Origin of the sequence: Pedobacter sp. AJM, from assembly GCF_002197755.1 — a bacterium.
Taxonomy (GTDB): Bacteria; Bacteroidota; Bacteroidia; order Sphingobacteriales; family Sphingobacteriaceae; genus Pedobacter.
The window spans coordinates 40,011-58,905 of the sequence record NZ_NHOT01000007.1 but is presented as its reverse complement, the minus strand read 5'-3'; the positions used below and the strand labels follow the sequence as shown (position 1 = coordinate 58,905).

Annotated in this window: 17 protein-coding genes; 2 read left to right on the top strand and 15 right to left on the bottom strand. The window is 38.3% G+C overall.

What is annotated here, in order from left to right; all coding sequences use genetic code 11:
• Positions 1-28 precede the first annotated feature (28 nt).
• The 15 genes from CBW18_RS14685 to CBW18_RS14615 form a co-directional block, all read right to left on the bottom strand.
• Positions 29-856, bottom strand: a complete 828-nt coding sequence (locus tag CBW18_RS14685) for a hypothetical protein (RefSeq protein WP_088302078.1) — start codon at positions 854-856, stop codon at positions 29-31.
• 127 nt (positions 857-983) lie between these two features.
• Positions 984-1,952: a glycosyltransferase family 2 protein gene (locus tag CBW18_RS14680; RefSeq protein ID WP_088302077.1), complete on the bottom strand. Its 969-nt coding sequence runs from the start codon at positions 1,950-1,952 to the stop codon at positions 984-986.
• A 72-nt stretch (positions 1,953-2,024) separates the two neighbouring features.
• Entirely contained in the window at positions 2,025-2,975 is a 951-nt protein-coding gene (locus tag CBW18_RS14675) for a glycosyltransferase family 2 protein (protein WP_088302076.1), read from the bottom strand.
• Between the two features lie 171 nt (positions 2,976-3,146).
• A complete protein-coding gene (locus CBW18_RS14670; protein ID WP_088302075.1) occupies positions 3,147-3,716 on the bottom strand; it encodes a DUF4199 domain-containing protein in 570 nt (189 codons plus the stop codon).
• A gap of 16 nt (positions 3,717-3,732) precedes the next feature.
• Positions 3,733-4,401, bottom strand: coding sequence for a hypothetical protein (locus CBW18_RS14665; RefSeq protein ID WP_088302074.1), 669 nt, complete (start codon positions 4,399-4,401; stop codon positions 3,733-3,735).
• Between the two features lie 162 nt (positions 4,402-4,563).
• Entirely contained in the window at positions 4,564-5,820 is a 1,257-nt protein-coding gene (locus CBW18_RS14660; protein ID WP_088302073.1) for a dihydroorotase, read from the bottom strand.
• Complete coding sequence (locus tag CBW18_RS14655; RefSeq protein WP_088302072.1) at positions 5,817-7,856, bottom strand: BatA and WFA domain-containing protein; 2,040 nt, start codon at positions 7,854-7,856, stop codon at positions 5,817-5,819. Before CBW18_RS14655 ends, CBW18_RS14660 begins: the two co-directional genes overlap by 4 nt.
• A gap of 55 nt (positions 7,857-7,911) precedes the next feature.
• Positions 7,912-8,478, bottom strand: coding sequence for a TlpA disulfide reductase family protein (locus CBW18_RS14650; protein ID WP_088302071.1), 567 nt, complete (start codon positions 8,476-8,478; stop codon positions 7,912-7,914).
• 334 nt (positions 8,479-8,812) lie between these two features.
• Positions 8,813-9,217 (bottom strand): hypothetical protein, encoded by a 405-nt coding sequence (locus tag CBW18_RS14645; RefSeq protein WP_088302070.1) that lies wholly within the window; start codon positions 9,215-9,217, stop codon positions 8,813-8,815.
• Between the two features lie 67 nt (positions 9,218-9,284).
• A complete protein-coding gene (locus CBW18_RS14640; RefSeq protein ID WP_088302069.1) occupies positions 9,285-10,742 on the bottom strand; it encodes a nicotinate phosphoribosyltransferase in 1,458 nt (485 codons plus the stop codon).
• 33 nt (positions 10,743-10,775) lie between these two features.
• Positions 10,776-11,525 carry a metallophosphoesterase family protein gene (locus tag CBW18_RS14635; protein ID WP_253249048.1) on the bottom strand — a complete coding sequence of 250 codons (750 nt, stop codon included), beginning with the start codon at positions 11,523-11,525 and terminating at the stop codon, positions 10,776-10,778.
• A gap of 19 nt (positions 11,526-11,544) precedes the next feature.
• A complete protein-coding gene (locus tag CBW18_RS21680) occupies positions 11,545-13,059 on the bottom strand; it encodes an ADP-ribosylglycohydrolase family protein (RefSeq protein WP_253249047.1) in 1,515 nt (504 codons plus the stop codon).
• A gap of 17 nt (positions 13,060-13,076) precedes the next feature.
• Positions 13,077-13,919 (bottom strand): ribose-phosphate diphosphokinase, encoded by an 843-nt coding sequence (gene prs, locus CBW18_RS14625; protein WP_088302068.1) that lies wholly within the window; start codon positions 13,917-13,919, stop codon positions 13,077-13,079.
• Positions 13,920-13,987: 68 nt separating this feature from the next.
• A complete protein-coding gene (locus tag CBW18_RS14620; RefSeq protein ID WP_172406539.1) occupies positions 13,988-14,680 on the bottom strand; it encodes an NUDIX domain-containing protein in 693 nt (230 codons plus the stop codon).
• A 144-nt stretch (positions 14,681-14,824) separates the two neighbouring features.
• Complete coding sequence (locus tag CBW18_RS14615; RefSeq protein WP_088302067.1) at positions 14,825-16,390, bottom strand: L,D-transpeptidase family protein; 1,566 nt, start codon at positions 16,388-16,390, stop codon at positions 14,825-14,827.
• A gap of 269 nt (positions 16,391-16,659) precedes the next feature.
• On the opposite strand from CBW18_RS14615, the gene hisG reads away from it, so the two are divergent.
• Both hisG and hisD read left to right on the top strand, forming a co-directional pair.
• Entirely contained in the window at positions 16,660-17,511 is an 852-nt protein-coding gene (hisG, locus tag CBW18_RS14610) for an ATP phosphoribosyltransferase (RefSeq protein ID WP_088302066.1), read from the top strand.
• A gap of 59 nt (positions 17,512-17,570) precedes the next feature.
• Positions 17,571-18,893 (top strand): histidinol dehydrogenase, encoded by a 1,323-nt coding sequence (hisD, locus tag CBW18_RS14605; protein ID WP_088302065.1) that lies wholly within the window; start codon positions 17,571-17,573, stop codon positions 18,891-18,893.
• Positions 18,894-18,895 lie beyond the last annotated feature (2 nt).

Below are 18,895 nucleotides of genomic sequence, written 5' to 3'. Positions count from 1 at the left end.
GATGATTAAACAATTGAATGCTTTTCCGTTAAACGATGTTATGTAAGATATCAGGATGCTCATCTCCTTCATACTCTCCTGCAATTTTGCGATAGGCTACCGTTAAGGCAACACTGGATAAAGGAACAATAATAAATGAACTTAAAATATTAACGACAAAAGCAACGAATGGCCAGTGTAACAGATTAAATAATAAATAAATCAGGTAGCCCCCACCCAAAACCAACAGCAATAATAAAATCTTTGTAAAATTACCTTTGGTAATGGCCAGACTAAGTTTGATGGACTCAAACGGCGGGGCATTTTTATCAATAATAAAAAAGGGGAAAAAGGAAATCCTCAGCCAGGTGATAAACAAAGCCAGGATGGCAATACCTACAGCAATTTGTGTGATGATAACACCGGTGGTTTGGAAGCTTTCTACCCAGCCAATCTTCACCAGATAACGTAATACCGGATCAAGCACATATAAAACCGGGAAAAGGATCAGTCCGATAAATAAAATACAGCCAATAAAATAAAGCGTAGCAATTAAAAACCTGATAATCTGTTGCCTGGTTGGGAGTGTACCAACAATCGTAACATCTTCATCTTCATTATCAATAAGGTGAAAAATATACTTAAAAAGCGAAAGATTGATGGTAAAGTACAACATGATGAAAATAACCACCATGAAAAAACTAAGCACCTTACTCACATCCTTAATAAAAAAAGCCATCAGGCTGGATGCGCTCGCCGTAATAAACATCAGAAAACATAGCGTGGCAATAGAAAAATAATGCTTTGTCATAATGCTCCAGGCCTTACGGATGACATCATTTACTGCAAATGTACTTTCTTTTAGATAGTTGATCATGTTAATTTCTGATTCTTATTTTTTGTTGCAAGGTGTTCGAATTGGGTATCATTCATTCATTTCCCACTAAACGTCTCCTTTCCTCTATTCCCTATTTCCTCTTCTCTACTTCCTATTCCTCTGACTTTTATTTCCCTGAAAAAATCACTCTTTTAAATAAATCCTGTATAAATCCTAAACCATAGGCCGTTAACTGGATGAATGAAGATATCATGCTCAAAAATGCAACTTTTATAGATTTATTTACAGACCAGGAGTGAAAAAATATCAACATAAAATACAATAACACCATGAAATCCAAAATATACGCTAAAGGCGAATAGATTACATTCATGAGCAATGTTATGATCATACCGATTGTAGCCACTGCCGGAAAAAAATGAATCAGCTTTAACTCCCTTGGAAAGTGTTTATAAATATTAATTCTTGCTCTGCCAAAAAAGTGCAATTGTTTATAAAACTGCCTGAAGCTGGTCCGCCGCTTGTGGTATACTTTAGCCTCCGGAATTAAGCCAATTTTAAAACCATTTTCATGAATGCGGATACTGTATTCAATATCTTCGCCTAATCTGGTTAAAATAAATCCGCCAACCTTTTCCCATGCCTCACGGGAAACGCCCATATTGAAACTCCTTGGATGAAACTGCCCTACATGCTTTTTATTTCCCCTGATTCCTCCTGTGGTAAATGGAGAGGTCATGGCGTAACTGATGGCCTTTTGTACCGGCGTAAAACTTTCATGTGCTGCATCCGGACCGCCGTAGGCATCCAGCTGGTGTTCGTAAAGATAATTTTTTACGATTTCCAGGTAATCCGGCGGAACCAGGATATCTGAATCAAAGATAATGAAATAATCTCCTTCAGCCCTTTCAAAAGCATAATTGCGGGCAAAACCTTGTCCACCGTTTTCTTTAAAATAATATTTAATATCAAGCTGGTGGGCATAACTGTTTACAATTGCTTTTGCATCGTGAACAGAACCATCTTCAATAACCAGTACCTCAAACTGTAAATACGTCTGTTTGGTTAAAGTATATAAAAGTTCATCAATTTCTTGTGGACGATTGTAGAGCGGAATAATGATAGAGAAAAACATTTTGCAGAGGTTGAAGGTTGAGGGTATAAAGGTTGAACGTGTAGGCGGATTAAACTTCCGCCTTCAATCCTTCTACCTTAATTCCTTTTCAATCAGGTACTGGTTTCTTTCTGGTGCGTTTCGCGACAAAAGTTCGGCAATAAAACCAGCCAGAAACATTTGAGAACCCACTACTATAGCCACTAATGACAAGTAAAATAGCGGTTGTTGGGTTACATCACGATAGGCCAAACCATTCCAGATGAGGTATTGTTTTTCGATTAAGGTGTAAAGCGACATTACTATGCCGACTAAGAAACTCAATACACCCAGAGAGCCAAAAAAGTGCATCGGCCGTTTGCCAAATTTGCCAACAAAGAAAATAGACAGCAAATCTAAAAAGCCATTAATAAACCGGCTGAAACCAAATTTCGTCGTGCCATACTTACGGGCCCTGTGTTCTACCACTTGTTCAGCAATTTTGCTGAATCCTGCCCACTTAGCAATGACAGGAATATAACGGTGCATTTCACCATAAACCTCGATGGTTTTGATAACATCGCTGCGATAGGCTTTTAAACCACAGTTAAAGTCATTTAACTCAATGCCACTCATTTTCCGGGTGGCGGCATTAAATAATTTAGTAGGCACGGTTTTGGTAATGGGATCGTAACGTTTCTTTTTCCAACCGGAAATCAGATCTAACTTTTCTTCTTTTATGCGACGGTATAATTCGGGAATTTCATCCGGGCTGTCTTGTAAATCGGCATCCATGGTAATCACCACATCACCTTGTGTAGCTTCAAAACCAACATTAAGTGCTGCTGATTTACCGTAATTCCTCCTGAACTTTATTCCTTTAATGGCTGGATTTTGTCCCCTTAATGTTTCAATAACTTCCCATGATTTATCGGTACTGCCATCATCAATTAAAACAATTTCATAACTGAAATTATTTTCCACCATCACTTTATCAATCCATGCCGTTAATTCTGGCAGGGACTCATCTTCATTGAATAAGGGTACTACAACTGATATATCCATTTATTGGGTCTTTTCGTCATTGCGAGGAGGTACAACGAAGCAATCTGCTAAAATAAGATTGCCGCACGCGTTGCTCATCCCTACGCTTCGTTCGCAATGATGCATTATTGAAAAACGTGCAAATCTCATCAAATTAAATGATAAAACCTGCACGTTCAAAATTTTATAAAATTAACCTTCTGTTGGGAAGGTATTAAAAGTAACTGGTGGTTTTTTCTTCAAAATCGCAGCTAAAATTAATGAGATCACGCCATATGATGCGATTGAAACGCCGAAACTGGTAAAAGTATTTTTGAAACTAGGCTCTAGTTTTTCCTGCATGTTACCTGCTTTCGCCATTGCTTCATCAATTTCATCATTACCTAAACCAAATTTTTCCATCATTGCCCTTTGCGCATCTTCAATGGCAGCAGCAGCTTTCGCCGGAAGATCAGGATCAATAAGCTTCATTAATACAAAATTATATAAGGTTGCGGTAATGGCTAATATTAAAGAAATGACTAAAAAGGCTTTAAATGCTTCTCCAAAAGTCCAGAAGCCACCAATTTCTTTACGGATATTAATTCCGGAAACAACCAATAAGGTAATAAATAAAATAAAAATACCAATTGATACCATGACATTGGTATATACCAAAACCGGGTTAATGAAATGCATGGTCAGTGATAATGCTATAGAAACAGCAGCCAGCATGAAACCATACTTAAGGGATAATTGGGAAATTTGAGCACTTTTGTCCATTGTAATGAAGTTTAATTTAGTTATTAATTGTTGTAATTAATATATAAGTAGCAGAATTGAACGATTTGTTACTGCTAAATTGAATTATTTCTTTGGTGGTGGTTGCGCTTCCTTCTACATCAAGGAAAAATACCATAAAGGGAACAAACAATTCCTGCATTTCTTCGCTGATACTTAAGGTTGGTGCTGTTTTGCAAATTTCCTCCACGCTCCCTTCAGCCAATTGCTGGTTACTGATCATTTCTTCGTAAATTTCAAATTCATCCTGAAACTCATCATCCTCCACTAATAAAAACTCTTTCAGGAAATCACCTAATTCAGGGTCAATATCTTCATCCTTACATTCTTTAATGTAAAGTAAAAGATTCAATAATTCTGTTCCCCTGTCAATGGTTTCTTCCTCAATTTTTGCCCATTCATCGCTTTCCAGATAATCATCTTCGAGTTTCTGTACATCACTGCTGAAGAAATTCACCATTAATAAATCGAAAAATACTTCCCTTAATTCTTCAAATTTTGGGTGAGTATCGAAAACGGCATCAAATGCAGTTACTTTATCCAAAAATTTAGCATCAAGTTCAAACGCAGCGAGTAACTCCGTTTCAAAACCTTCAACATTGATTGCTGCAACTTCAGCATATTTATTTAGTGAAGCGACCAGCGCTTTTTTTACCCTGTTATCCATCTTTTTTAAATTTAAAGGAGTAAAGATAAAAGAGCAAAGATGAAAGCCCATGAGCCTAAACAAATCTTATCCCTATCAACTTTAATCCCTAATTTTTTTATTAGTTTCTAATCCTTGTTATTGCTGCTTAATCTTTGTTTTTTGCTCCTTGTTCTGACCTCCTTAATACTTAAGGAATTGCTTATTATTATACACTAAAGTCACTTTTCCTCTAAGCTCGGCACCTAATAAAGGACTATTTGCCGATTTAGAAAAATTATTCGATGAATTGTACAACCATTTTTCATTCATGTTAAAAATCGTAAAGTTTGCCTTCTCTCCTTCTGCAATCACCGGAGCGGCTAAATTTAATAATTTACGTGGATTAATGGCTAATTTCTCTGCAATTAGCCCTACGTCCAAACCAGCCTTTAATAATAAGGGAAGCACCGTTTGCAAAGCAATAATGCCATAATGAGCAATTTCGAATTCGACATTTTTAAACTCAATCTCTTCCGGACGGTGTTGTGAGGTAATGGCATCAATGGTTCCATCCTTCAAACCTGCAATAAGTGCTTTCACATCAGCTTTACCACGCAAAGGTGGCTTCACTTTGTAATTGCTGTCAAAGTCGGCTAAAAGTTCTTCGGTAAACACCAGATGGTGTGCCGTCACATCACAGGAAACCTGAACCCCCTCTTTTTTAGCTTTTCTAATCAAAGCTACGGCACCAGCGGTAGAAATATTACTCATGTGAATTTTCGTTTCATTATAGGTAGCGAGAAAAATATCGCGGGCAATGTGCATTTCTTCGGCTAATGCGGGTAACCCCTTCATGCCCAACAGCACTGAATTCTTACTTTCGTTAATCTGTGATTTCCCGGCAATGGATTTGTTTTCCGGATAAACCATTAATAAGGCATCAAACCCTTTCGCATATTGAAGCGCACGACTCATAAAGCCATCATCCTGTAAGGCTTTGTCGCCGTCGGAGAAAGCCACGGCTCCCGCCTGCTGCATATCAAACAGTTCAGCAAGTTCCTTTGCCTCCCTGTTCTGACTGATGGCCCCAACAGGTAACACATCAACCAGGTTGTTTTTGGCTTTATTAATAATATATTCTACCTGCGATTTAGATTGCACCACCGGATTTGCCTGTGGCAATAAAGCAAGGCCAGTAAATCCACCTGCTGTAGCAGCGGCGGTAAGGGTTTGAATGTCTTCTTTAGTTTCGAAACCGGGATCTCCGGCTACACAATTCAGGTCAAAAAAACCTGGTGTGAGGAATGCACCCGACGCATCAAAAATAGTTTCGTCCAGATGGGCTGTTAATTTACCTATGTTTTTAATTTGACCATCAACTACCCTGACATCACATTCTTGTTTGTTGAATTGACTTTGCGGGTCGGCAATGATTACATTCTTAACCAGGAGATTCATATTGTTCTTTTTGTGTTGTTAAAAAATCGGATAAGGAGTATTTCTGCTGCAATAAAAATCAGTGACAAAATTAAACAAAGTTTCCATAAAGTTTGTCCGATTTTATTGGCTCCGGCAGTGAGCTTTATGGCATCCTGATCGGTATCAAATATTTTTAAGCGACTATCTGCCGTCAGGTTCTTCAGTTCCGTTTTACTCAGGTAGTGCAGATCAGATTCTTTCCTATCGCTGTTGAAAGCATATACAGCAAGAATGGAATCGGCCAGACTAAGGTTGTAAAAACCAGCATCCCGAACCTGATCAGCCGTATAAATTAGTGTTTTACCATCTACCTGCCGGATTTCAGGAATGGTTTCGAAGTCATTTGCCTTTAGCTTGAGGGTTTGATTTTTCCCCATAACGATCTTCTTTCCTGACAGCACATGATCAATCCCAAGATAATGATAAAGCGCACCTTCTGCACCACCACTTAAGGCGACACGATACATTAATGGCACAAAAACCGGATGACGGGCTAAATTACCGTCTGCAACATTTAAACCTGTTGACGAAAGGTATACAGATCCATTCCCCATCCCATATTTGGCAAAGAACAGCTTCTTGCCGGGTAGGGATAAAATATTTTCCTTATTGACGGCATTCCTTTCTGCAAAGGAAAAATATCGGTTTGACACTGGTAAATCAAGATTTTTTGGAATTTCTTCAAAAACAGTTTTGAAAATGGGATGCTGAAGATCAATCTGATCTACCCTGGTTTCAGTTTTCTCCAGTTTTTGAATGGCCGGTAAGGATAGGGCTGTTAGAAAAGTATTGTACGTTTGAATATCTGCATCAAGATCCGGAAAGATAACTACCAGACCTCCGGCATTTAAATAAGTTTTTAACTGCTGGGCTAAGCCTGTAGATGGATTTTGCAACCCATTCAGTACAATTAGACTATAATTGGTAAAGCCATTATAATTGACGTTCCGCTCATCATTTTCTGTAAGCTTATAATAATCATCGGCACCAAAAAGTGCCTTAATATAGTTTCCGGCGCGGGCACCGTTAATGCTTAACACCGGCAAGCTTTTATCCACTTTAAAACTAAAAGACAGTGCATCATCAAAAGTGACCGGGAAATCTTTAATACTCACTATCCCCTTTTGCCAGCCGGCACTTAACCCCGAAAAGTTTAGGGTATCTCGCATGGTTTGTTCTGCCGGAATAGTGACTGAGCCTAAACCTTTTTGCTGATTGTTAATGCTTAATTTGAGCGGGATATTTTTAGCTGTTTCCGGCGAATAGTTTTTTAATTGAACCACCAATCTTTCATTTGCACCAGGCTGATGATTGGGCGACAACATCCACACGCTATCCACAGCAACATTAGGCAATGTGCTGGCATTTAACTTAACAAATGCATATTGGATATCAGGATTTGTGTTGAGTCTTTTAGTTGCTGTAATGCTTTTCTGAAAATCGGATAGCACAAAAATATACGGATTGGCCGCACCGCTAAATACATTTTCCTGCCTGTTTAAAATTTGTTGAAGATTACGGGTAGTGGCCGAAATTTTCACTTCATCAAGAGCCTTAAGAAATTCTTCCTGATTTAACAACCGCTGATGCTTACCTTCAAAATCATTGGTTAGTAACTGAAAACGATCATTTATACCAAAGCCTTTTACGATTTCTTTTGCCCTTCGCCTCGCTTCATCAAACAGGTTACCATCTTTATTAATGGCTTCCATGCTGTAAGAATTATCAATATAAATGCTGACAATATTATTGTGCATCCCCCTTTTTTGCTGATTTACCGGGATAAAAGGCTGTGCAAAGGCCAATACCAAAAAGATTATGGCTAAAATCCGGGATAAAAGGATTAATACATTTTTTAGCTTTTCTTTAGATGAACGTTGCTGCTCTACCGTTTTCAGGAATTGGACATTGGAGAAATAAACTTTTTTAAATTTCCTGAAATTGAATAAATGAATGATAACCGGAATGGCAACCGATAATAGTGCGAAAAGAAAGCCCGGATACAGGAAATTCATTAAAAACCAAAGATAGAAAAATTATGTTAAGTGGCGAATTTCAATTGTAATAAACTCATTGAACTGCCAGCTGTTCCAGTACTTCTGAAATTGCGGTTTCGGTGTTGACTGTCTTAACCAGAATGCCATTTTTATCCATCAAAAAGTGAGTTGGATAAGCAGCAACCTTTAATTTCTCTGTCATGTATTTATCCTGGCCAGGAACAGTTGCATATTCAAACTTTGTTTTGGTTAAAAATTCCTGAAGTGGCTTTTTATCATCAATTGCCAGACTCACAAATAATATATCTTTTCGATTGTTATATTTTTCGACCATCTTATTTAATTCTGGCATTTCTTTTACACAAGTGCTACAACCGATAAACCAGCACTTAAATAAGACAATCTTTCCTTTGGTATTTGCTGATGAGTATTCAACACCATTTATGTCCTTAAAATTAAATGCCGGAATGGGTTTTCCTTCCATTTTAAAATAACGAAGTTCAGTTTTAGCATTAGCAGCAATAACGGCGCAACCATCTTTTGCGATATGAGCAGGAATTTTAACCAGCTTATAACTGCCACCTGAATTTTCAGTATGGATCAGAAGTGGTAAGAACTTCCCTGAAGTAAGTTTTCTCAAAAACGCTTCCTTTTTTATGGTTTTACCATCTTCATCAATAGCCGAAAAATCCCGATATAGCTTGACATACCGATCATGGTAGTTCCAATAATGTGCAAAGTCAGAAGTTATTGAAGCTAAAGCATATTCGGGTTCTCCGTCTTCAGGCGTATTTTGTTTTACAGATAAAACTCAAGCGGATTCAGTTTTAGGTTTGTCGGATTTTGAATTTTGCGAGCACGACGCAAGGAAAAATGCAAATGAAATAAAAATGGTGATTAGGTTTCTCATAATTATAGCTGGTTGATCAAGAAACAAGCTACAAATAATATTATAAACGAAGAAACCAGTTAGCCTAATATGAAAACCCTGGAAATTCAATATTAACAATTTTCCATCGGCCGTTTTGCAATGCGAAATATAACTTAAACGGACCACTGATAATTTTGGATTCTTTTTTCAGTACCGCCCTGAAGCCGGCAACCCCTTCTACAAAACCCATTCCTTTACCACCATCAAGCAATTCATAATGGGTATCAATGATGTCATATCTTCCGCCAACATATTCATCAGATTGACCAAAAATACCTTTAAGCCGGGCTATGATCACCTGTTTATCCATCACTTTATTACCCGGAAGAATAAAAAAATCACTCAGCTCTTCCGTAATCGTTTTGGATTGTTTAAACCATGCGTTCGTAAATCTGATCGCACTGTTTACGATATCGGCTCCATGATTGAAAGTTGATTTTTCTTGCATTTTTTAAGGTATCTTTCATATAATAACCGACCAACATTTTTGCCGGTCGGTTAAAAACTTGGCGAAGTTAACTATTCTTTAGCCTTTCTCTAATTTCAGCGAGAGAATAATCGATCAATAAATGACCATCTCTAAAAACTTCCTTTAATTCGCCCTGTGCTTCTTCTTCCCAGGTACATTGATCTTTTAACTCATATTCGCCTGCTGCATTTTTAAAAATCTGGAGTAAACCTTTTGCTGATTTTTTAGTACCATCATCGGTAATCGGATCTTTAAAAATTTCACGTCCAATGCCTGCTACTTCTCCATAGGTGGCTTTCATGGCAAAACCAAAAGTATCGCGGGTATTGTATTGGTAAGTGAACGAACCGATGCCGAAAACGACATTGGTAGAAGCAAAACCTTTTGCTTTTAACCGTTCACAAATTTGGGTGGCACGCTCGGTTGTAATGCTATCACCATAAATAGCACCAATTTGCGGAACCAATTCCTTGTAGCCTTTATCATTGGTTTTTCCACCGAAAACATCCCAAAGTAATTCAATTACGCCTTTTTTCTCATTTTCATTTTTACCATTCGGATTCCCGCAGATGATATCTACCGGATCTCCAGAATCTGGCCTGATTACCACTTTTCCGTCTCTACTGATGATATCTTCTTTTAAAGCAGGCAAATATTCAGTAAGTACCTTCCATAAATCCCAGGTATCAGATACGATCGATACAATTCCTTTTGGATACACCTCTAGAATTAATCGTTTAAAAGTTTCCAACTCACCGGTATTTGTACCCATGCACATTACAGAATGCTCTGTAGCAGCAACAGAGCCACCAATTAATTCATGATCTGAATCTGCATTATAATATGTTTCCAGAAAATCAATTGCTGGGATAGTATCTGTTCCGGTAAAACTTAATAAGTGCCCGGCTGCAGAAGTTACTGCAGCTTCTATCCCACCCATACCACGCATAGAAAAATCGTGTCCCTGCCAATCAACAAATTCTGGCACTGATGAAGTTTCAGTTGCATATTGATCCATAATTGCCCGGTATTGTTTGGCAATCGTAGCAGAATTACAAGGCAACCACACCACAGCCGATAGCAAGGTTTCAAAATAATTGGTTAGCCAAAAGAATTCGGGCAAGGTGTTGTACATGGTAAACATCGGCACCCGAAGTGGCACCTCAGCACCTTCTGGCAGTGATTTGAAAACCATTGGGATGTAACCCAGATCGTGCAAATCAGCTATGTGCTGTGTTCCAACCAGGTTTTCACCAAGATAGTTATTAATCCTTCTGGAGTATTTTTTTAAAATTTCGTCTTTAGGCTGTTTAAAGAAATTTTGATTAAAATCTTCGATGATATATTTTTTGATAAAATACTGTAAGCCAAAAAGAACAACGTGGCTTACCTGCTCCAGCCTGCTTTTTCTTGGTGTCCAGTTTGAATAAACCAGTGTAGTGTTATCAGGGTATTGCCTGCGGTGATCTACTTTGTATCCGTCTGTTAATAATAATGGGTTCATGATATTTGATATTTATGGTTTCTGTTAAATTGGTTAATTTTTATTTCGTCCTGTTTCATTCGGATAAAGACTTGGCAATACATCACTTTGCCAGACCTTTTTCGTTTGAAGATCGAGGCAGCTGAGTTTACCTGTAAAAGCGGCGCCGGTATCGATATTCCAGACATTGCAGCCTTGCATCGGTACATTTACTCCGTAGTATAGGGTTGGCGTATGGCCGATATAGATTTCATGATAAAGCAGTAATCTTTTCGGATAGCGTGGCGAGTCCTGATCAATTTTGCTGTCTACCGTCAATGCCATTTCCCAAAGTGTTCTGTCCCAGGAATAATTGGAAGAATAACGTTCTTTTTCCGGACCATGCATAGAGGAAAATCCGGCATGAATAAAAAGATTATTTTGTTCATCAACATGGTAATCTTTCATCTTTCTAAAAAACTTAAGATGCGCTTGCTTTACTGAATCTGGCAGCTGTTGATAGCTTTCCATGGTTGATTTTCCGCCATGTGCAAACCAAACTTCATCAATAATCCCCTCCGAAAGCCAATCGATACACCAGGCATCGTGATTGCCTTTGATAAAAATGCAGGAATGTGTTTGCGCTAACTGGATGAGATAGTCAATTACCTGAGCGGATTCACTCCATCCATCTACATAGTCCCCTAAAAAAATTAACCGGTCATTTGTTGATACTTCAACACGTTCAAATAACTGGGTTAGGGCTTTCAGGCCGCCATGAATATCTCCTATTACCAATGTTCTGTTCATATTTGCTTTTTCCATATCCTCAACACTTAGCTACTTACTCAAACTTTTTTATTTGTTTTGGAAGGATTGATGATTTAAGATTTATTTGGTCCCGAACCTCCATCAATGCGAAACCCAGAAGGTTTAATCCCTTCCACTGCGCAACATGTTGCGCATCAGGATTTTCTTCCGCCAGGCCAATCCCCCAAATTAAATCCACCGGACTGGCTTCTGCTAAAATCTTTTCCCCTGTATTGATCAAAAAGTCTTTCAGTTCTTTATGCTGGCTAAATTTATGAAAATTGCCTTCTCTTACGATTTCATATCTGTTTTCAGACCAGATGGCATCGTCATAATTACTTACTTGCCTGCCCAGGTTTTTAACTTCTTCCGGCGAGTTCGCCGCTAAAATTTTGGTTAATGTAATTTGATCATTAAACAATGCTGCTTTCTTGCTCATCATCCAATGTTCAGCGGTTTTATATTCAACTTGATCCACTAGAAAAGGAGCATCCCACCATTGGGTTAAACAGGATTTGGTGAGCATTCCATCATTCGACACCTGATGTTCCCAAAAGAAAAAGAATTCATCAGTCTCTTTAATGGCAGAAACGGTATACTTCTGACTTTTCATCAACTTCATTTCCAGTTCCTTGCAAAGGTTCTGAATACCTGATCGCTTTACCAAAACATTTATCCACTCTTCCGGAATACCGTCAAAACCATAGATTAAACCTGCCATTCCGCCGGCAATTGCAGCCGTGGTATCGCTATCTTCACCCAAGTTAACTGCTTTCAGAACTGCGTCTTCGTAAGATTGTGTGGTAAGAATACACCATAAACTGGCTTCCAAACTGTGCAAAACATAACCAGATGAAGAAATTTCAGCCATAGCAATTGTTGAAATATCACCATCTAAAACCCGTTTAAAAAGATCAATTTCTTTGGGTTCAAAAGCATTTTTTTCAACAAACCGCTTAACTGCCGCCTGCATATTCTGGTAAGCCACTTTTTTATCACAGCCTTTTAATAATTCCAAACCATAAACCACATAAATAAAGCAGGCAAAAACAGAGCGGAAATGTGCATGAGTAATAGCAGACACTTCTTTAACCCGTTCATAGATCCTTTGAAGATCAGCTTCATGGCGGAAATAAAATACCATGGGTAAGATCCGCATTAAAGCACCATTTCCATTATCTGCTTCGCGATTTCCGCCACACAAAACCGGATCGGTGCCTTTGGCAATTTCATTGATGGCCTTACTGGTTGCAATGCCAATATCAAATACTTCACCATGTGGTGTCCAGATCTCCGCACGATACCACTGAAGGAATTTCAGGGCCATATTCTGCAAGTTGTAACCAGAGCAAAGGCTCTCTGCCAGGCAAAAGGTTAGCGAACTGTCATCACTCCAGGTTCCAGCAGGTTGGTTATGGGTTCCAAAGCCTTCCATTCCGTTTACCGGATGTTCTGCTAAATAAGTTCTTGATTTAAACTCTGCGGGTACACCGAGTGCATCGCCAACCGCTAAACCAAATAGTGCGCCGTGAATAACCTTGCTTTTCATGTGATAGGATTTAATGTTTACTGATTTTGGCCAAGATCTTGCAACTTGATTTGTGTTACGCCAGCATGTTCCACGCTTTTGATTGAATCCGTTGTAAAAATTTGTTCAAAGTATTTGCTCAGGTCATCAAAGCCTTTGCTAAAGATACCATGACTTATGGCCAGGTAAAGCTTGCCTGCATTTTTTGCCTGAAGTGCTTCAGCCAAGCCATTGAATGTTCCGCCACCATCACAAATATCATCTACGATTAAACAATCAGCACCGCCAAGGTCATCGGTATATACTTTAAAACCAGAAAGTCTTCCCGTTTTAACATCCCTGCTTTTTGAACATTCTACCACCTCGGCACCGCCAAGAAACTCAGAGACTTTATAGATTTTCTTCAAAGCACCTCCATCAGGCGAAATTAACTTAACGCCGGTTCCAATTTCTTTAATCACTTTTTCAATAAATTTATGATTGGAAATGGTAATGCAGTTGTTAAGCAATGCAGGGGTTACTTCACTGTGCGGATCAAAAACCGTAACGCTTGCCAATGCCAGCGCATTAATGATATCTGCATACACTTTTACCGAAAGCGGCTCACCTGGAATCATCACCCGATCTTGTCTGGCTGCAGGAAAATATGGAATATAAAGGTGAATTTCTTTCACACCCATTCGCTTCAAGGCATCTACAGTGATGCAGATTAAACCTAAATCGTTAAAAGAATTTATTCTTTGTGTGATGGTAACAGCTTCGTTCTGATTGAAATCACCAGAGATTTTAATGTGTGGTTCGCCACCTGCAAACAGGAAAGATTTGTAGCTTATGGCGTTGTTTTCGCCAAGCGGAGTAAAATCCGGATCTAAATTTATCATATATTTGCGTATTATTTACACAAATATAGAAATCATTTTCAGAATACAAAAAATAATTTGCGTTTATTTTACGCAAACCTAATATCAAACTGAAAATTCTCCTTTGAAAGTTGATTGTATTTTGCCTTATCAAATACAAAAAGCTTGCCTGGCCGGCCACTATTACCTATTTTAACAACTTTGCCTGTTTCTTTTACAATTCCGAAACTCAGAATTTTTTTTCTGAAGTTTCTTCTTTCGATACTCCTTTCGAGGATAGAACAATACAAATTTTCAAGGTCTGAGAATAAAAATTCCTGATCCAGGAGGTCGAATCCGATAGGCTGATAAGTTAATTTACTTTTTAAGCGCTGATGCGCCAGCCTAACCATTTCATCATGGTCGTATCCCAATTGCGGTAGCTGGTTTAAGGGAAACCATTTCGCATCTTTTGCATCTGTATCTGCTTTTAAAACAAAGTTCTGAGGATTTACCAAAGCAAAATAAGCGACAGAAACCACCCTGAACCGATCATCGCGATTGATGTCATCTCCAAAGGTACCCAACTGTTCAAGGTAATTTACATTTATCCCTGCTTCTTCTTTAAGCTCTCGCTCCACAGCTGCCAGTAAAGGCTCCTCATCTTTAACAAAACCGCCGGGCAATACCCATTTATCTGCCAGTTCACCAAAACGCTGCTGTACCGTCAGAACATAAAGTGTCCCCTTCTCATAGCCAAAAACAATGGCATCAACAGCGATTTTAATATTTTGATCGATCATCCCTTATTTGTGTAAAAACAACACAAAGTTAAGAAATTTCATAATTCAGAGAACTGCCCTGGTCATTAATATAAATCAGCCAAACTAAGCGTACTCATAAAACAGATCAATAAAGTTAAAATAACTGCAAATACGTCGATTAGCTTATAACCTAAACTTTTTCATCGCTCCCCAAAGTTTCATATCCATCTGATAAACATCCGGACGATATTCAATTTTATTATTTTGCGGCCAGGCAGTGATATAAGTAATCAAAATTGGAACTTGTTTTTTTGGCCCGAACCATGCTGGTTTTAATTGAAATGCCTTTGAAGTATCAGCTTTTGCGGCCATCCTCTTTTTATACCATTTGATGTGACTACTGTCTACGGGTGGCAAATCTACTTCTGCCCTTAATTTATCATAAGTATAAGTATCACCTACTAATTTTTCAGCAAATTCTAACGGTTTTTCTACCCGCACACAACCGTGGCTAATAGCCCGGTTACTAAGGTTAAAACCATTTTTATTATTCGTATCATGAAGGTAAATACTGGAACTGTTATCAAAGATAAATTTAAACTTTCCCAGGGCATTTCCACCACCTGATCCCTGCTTAAATTTAAAGGGTAATTTATCCCTTGAATACCGGCTCCAGTTGATCGTATCAGGCTCACCAATCAGCTTATCTTTATAGTAAACTTTGATGTTACTATTCGACAAATAATAAGGGTCTTTTCTAGCCATCCAATAAATCTCGCTCTGCGCAATACTTACCGGAATATTCCATACCGGATTAGCTTGAATAGAGTTAATTTTACTGAACAATAATGGGGTCTCATGATTCTTCGGTTTATCATCTAAATTGCCCGATTTAGCGAAGGCTTTCTGCTTATCTTCATACCCATTTTCGCGCTTGCCGCCCACACAAACTTTCATACTAATAACTGTATCTGTTTTATCAAACCAGGTAAGCCTGAAATCAGGAATATTAACCTGTACATAGTTGGATCCGGTTTCAGGCATTTTCCAGCGAAAACGCTCCATATTCACCAGCAATATCCGCTTTTCAGCCTCATCACTTGTATTTAGATAAGCTTTTTGAAGCCCCTTATATTGTATAGATGAAGGTTGCACTTCCCTTAAGGTATCGAGCATGTTCTTAGAAGAAAGCAGCCTGATCATGCCTGCGCTATCTGGTCGTTTCACTTTAATATAATACCTGGAAAAGATACTCCGCGGATTTACCACACCATACTTGAGGAAATTGTTATAGTTTAAATATGCATTTGCAGAAAGTAACTCCAAACGGGCAATCACAGGGTAACTTTCGTCCACTTTCTTAAACTTGTTGTCAGAAAGCTGCTTCAGCAGCGCCTTAATCTGGCTAACTTTAAAAAGTTCAGGATTAAAACCATGCACTTTGCTGTTGTCTAAATAAGCGGTCAGCGAATCCAATTCCCCGTTAGTGTAGAATTTTGTAACCAATTCCGGCGACCCATGGTGTTCCAGGTAAAAAGCTCTAACAGTCTTTGGATTGATGAAACCCTGATCAAGACTATCCATCGTTTTAACAAAAACGCTATCATATGCTATGGTATCAAAATCTTTGTAAATCTTGTTTTTAAAGTGTTCAGATAACACTTTTCCAATTTCAGGTGGCGATTTAAACCAGTTACAGGCCGAAACAGATATGATAAAGGGAATGATTAGAAAGCGAAAGTTTTTCAACACGTAATAAGTTAGTTCAACAGATTTAATTATCTAAAGGCTAAATGGCAAATTAAGTGCCATTATTTTTTGATTTACAGATGCAAACGTTATATTTGCCAGCGCTAGTCAGCTAAAGCATTGATATTGGCAGAAATATATTTATGAACTTAACTTTGAACCATCACTTACATTTGCACCATCGCCGTTAGGCGATATGATATGTTTGTTTTGTACTTCAAAACTTTTTTTCCGTAAAATTATTTCTTGTTCACTCTATATTCAATACTTTGAAAACACTTAAAATTGCTATCCAGAAATCGGGTAGACTAAACGAAAAATCCGTAGAAATATTAAAAAATTGTGGCCTGTCATTCGAAAACTACAAAAGCTCCCTGATATCTACTGTTACCAACTTCCCTTTAGAAATACTTTTCCTTCGTGATGATGATATTCCGGAATACGTACAGGATGGCATTGCCGATCTGGGCATTGTTGGCGAAAATGTTATCGTAGAAACCAAAGCTGAAGTAAGTTATTTACAAAAATTAGGCTTTGGAAAATGTACTTTAAAAATTGCAGTTCAAGCCACCAGTAACATTCAAAATCTGGAAGAATTAAATGGCAAAGCAATCGCTACTTCTTACCCGGTGATTCTCGAAAAATTCTTACAGGAAAAAGGAATAAAATCTGATATCAGAACTATTTCCGGTTCGGTAGAAATTGGTCCGGGTTTAGGATTAAGCGATGCCATTTTTGATATCGTTTCTACAGGCGGAACATTGAAAAGCAACGGTCTAAAACCCTTCGCAGATGTGATGCAATCGGAAGCCGTTTTAATCGGAAATAAATCAATTGCCGACAACCCTGAAGTAGCAGAATTGCTTCAGAGAATCCGCTCGGTATTAAGTGCAAAATCAAACAAATATGTTGTACTTAATGTATCAAAAGATAACCTTCAAAAAGTGGTCGATTTATTACCAGGTGTTAAAAGTCCAACGGTCGTTCCGCTCTTTGAACCGAATTGGGTTGCTGTTCATTCTGTAATTGCTGAAGAAGATTTCTGGGATAAAATTAACAGCCTGAAAGCTGCAGGCGCAGAAGGAATTTTAGTGATGCCAATTGAGAAAATCATCACTTAAAACAGGTCAAAACCACACCAAAAACAATTAACTAATAGTTAATTTAAAAACATAATCAATTGAAAATCTATAATTATACAGATTTATCTAAATCAAAAATTGAGGAATTGTGTTCCAGACAAATTGAGGACGATAAATTGATTGAAGAGCGCGTTGCAACCATCGTTGAAACGGTAAAAAAAGATGGTGATCAAGCACTGATTAATTTTGCAGAAACCTTTGACCGGGTTGTGCTTGAAAAACTTTTTTTAGGCGCTGAAGAATTGGAATTGATTGCTTCTACTATTCCGGATGAAGCTAAAAAAGCAATTAATATTGCCTATCAAAATATTAAGGTGTTTCATGAGTCACAATTGAAAACTGAAGATAAGGTGGCAACCATGCCTGGCGTGGTTTGCTGGCGTGAAGCCAGGGCCATTGAAAAGGTTGGCCTTTATATTCCAGGGGGAACGGCTGTTTTACCCAGTACTTTTTTAATGCTTGCCACACCAGCAATTATTGCAGGATGTAAGGAGATTATTGTTTGCTCACCACCCCAAAGCGATGGCAAAACCAATTGCTATCTGGCCTACTGTGCAGTACTTTTAGGTATTGACAAAATACACCTTGTTGGAGGTGCTCAGGCAGTAGCTGCAATGGCATTTGGAACGGAAAGCATTCCACAGGTATATAAGATTTTCGGACCAGGTAACCGCTATGTAACTACTGCTAAAACCATGGTTCAAAATAGGGTAGCTATTGATATGCCAGCCGGCCCTTCTGAGGTTTTAGTACTTGCTGACGAGACTGCCAATCCGTCATTTGTTGCCGCAGACCTACTTGCACAAGCTGAGCATGGTATTGATAGTCAGGCAATTTTAGTTTCTACCTCAAATGAAATCATAACTAAAACATTAAAAGAAATTGAAAATCAGCTAGCTGCATTACCTAGAAAAGCAATTGCAATGAAAGCAATAGCCAACTCTTATGCTATACTTACCGCTGATTTACAGACAGCTATGGATTTTTCCAATCAATATGCGCCGGAACATTTAATTCTGGCTACTGTTCAATTCGAAAGCCTTATTCCATCTATTATCAATGCCGGATCAGTATTCTTAGGAAACCTTACACCAGAAAGCGCAGGTGATTATGCTTCCGGAACCAACCATACTCTACCTACCAGCGGCTTTGCAAAGGCTTATTCGGGTGTTTCACTCGATGCCTTCGTTAAAAAAATAACCTTTCAGCATTTATCAAACCAGGGTTTAAACAGCATTGGTACTACTGTTGAAACACTGGCAGCTGCAGAAGGCCTGGATGCGCATAAGAATGCCGTAAGTATTAGATTGAATTTTGAGTCCGGAGTCGGAAGTAAAAAGTCTGAAGCCAACAAAGCATAATA

Excerpts from the sequence above, each read along its gene's own strand:
- CBW18_RS14655 (WP_088302072.1), bottom strand. The coding sequence starts at position 7,856 with ATGAATTTCCTGTATCCGGGCTTTCTTTTCGCACTATTATCGGTTGCC.
- CBW18_RS14670 (WP_088302075.1), bottom strand. The coding sequence starts at position 3,716 with ATGGACAAAAGTGCTCAAATTTCCCAATTATCCCTTAAGTATGGTTTC.
- CBW18_RS14685 (WP_088302078.1), bottom strand. The coding sequence starts at position 856 with ATGATCAACTATCTAAAAGAAAGTACATTTGCAGTAAATGATGTCATC.
- CBW18_RS21680 (WP_253249047.1), bottom strand. The coding sequence starts at position 13,059 with ATGAAAAGCAAGGTTATTCACGGCGCACTATTTGGTTTAGCGGTTGGC.
- CBW18_RS14620 (WP_172406539.1), bottom strand. The coding sequence starts at position 14,680 with ATGATCGATCAAAATATTAAAATCGCTGTTGATGCCATTGTTTTTGGC.
- CBW18_RS14640 (WP_088302069.1), bottom strand. The coding sequence starts at position 10,742 with ATGAACCCATTATTATTAACAGACGGATACAAAGTAGATCACCGCAGG.
- prs (WP_088302068.1), bottom strand. The coding sequence starts at position 13,919 with ATGATAAATTTAGATCCGGATTTTACTCCGCTTGGCGAAAACAACGCC.
- CBW18_RS14665 (WP_088302074.1), bottom strand. The coding sequence starts at position 4,401 with ATGGATAACAGGGTAAAAAAAGCGCTGGTCGCTTCACTAAATAAATAT.
- CBW18_RS14675 (WP_088302076.1), bottom strand. The coding sequence starts at position 2,975 with ATGGATATATCAGTTGTAGTACCCTTATTCAATGAAGATGAGTCCCTG.
- CBW18_RS14680 (WP_088302077.1), bottom strand. The coding sequence starts at position 1,952 with ATGTTTTTCTCTATCATTATTCCGCTCTACAATCGTCCACAAGAAATT.
- CBW18_RS14645 (WP_088302070.1), bottom strand. The coding sequence starts at position 9,217 with ATGCAAGAAAAATCAACTTTCAATCATGGAGCCGATATCGTAAACAGT.
- CBW18_RS14635 (WP_253249048.1), bottom strand. The coding sequence starts at position 11,525 with ATGGAAAAAGCAAATATGAACAGAACATTGGTAATAGGAGATATTCAT.
- CBW18_RS14660 (WP_088302073.1), bottom strand. The coding sequence starts at position 5,820 with ATGAATCTCCTGGTTAAGAATGTAATCATTGCCGACCCGCAAAGTCAA.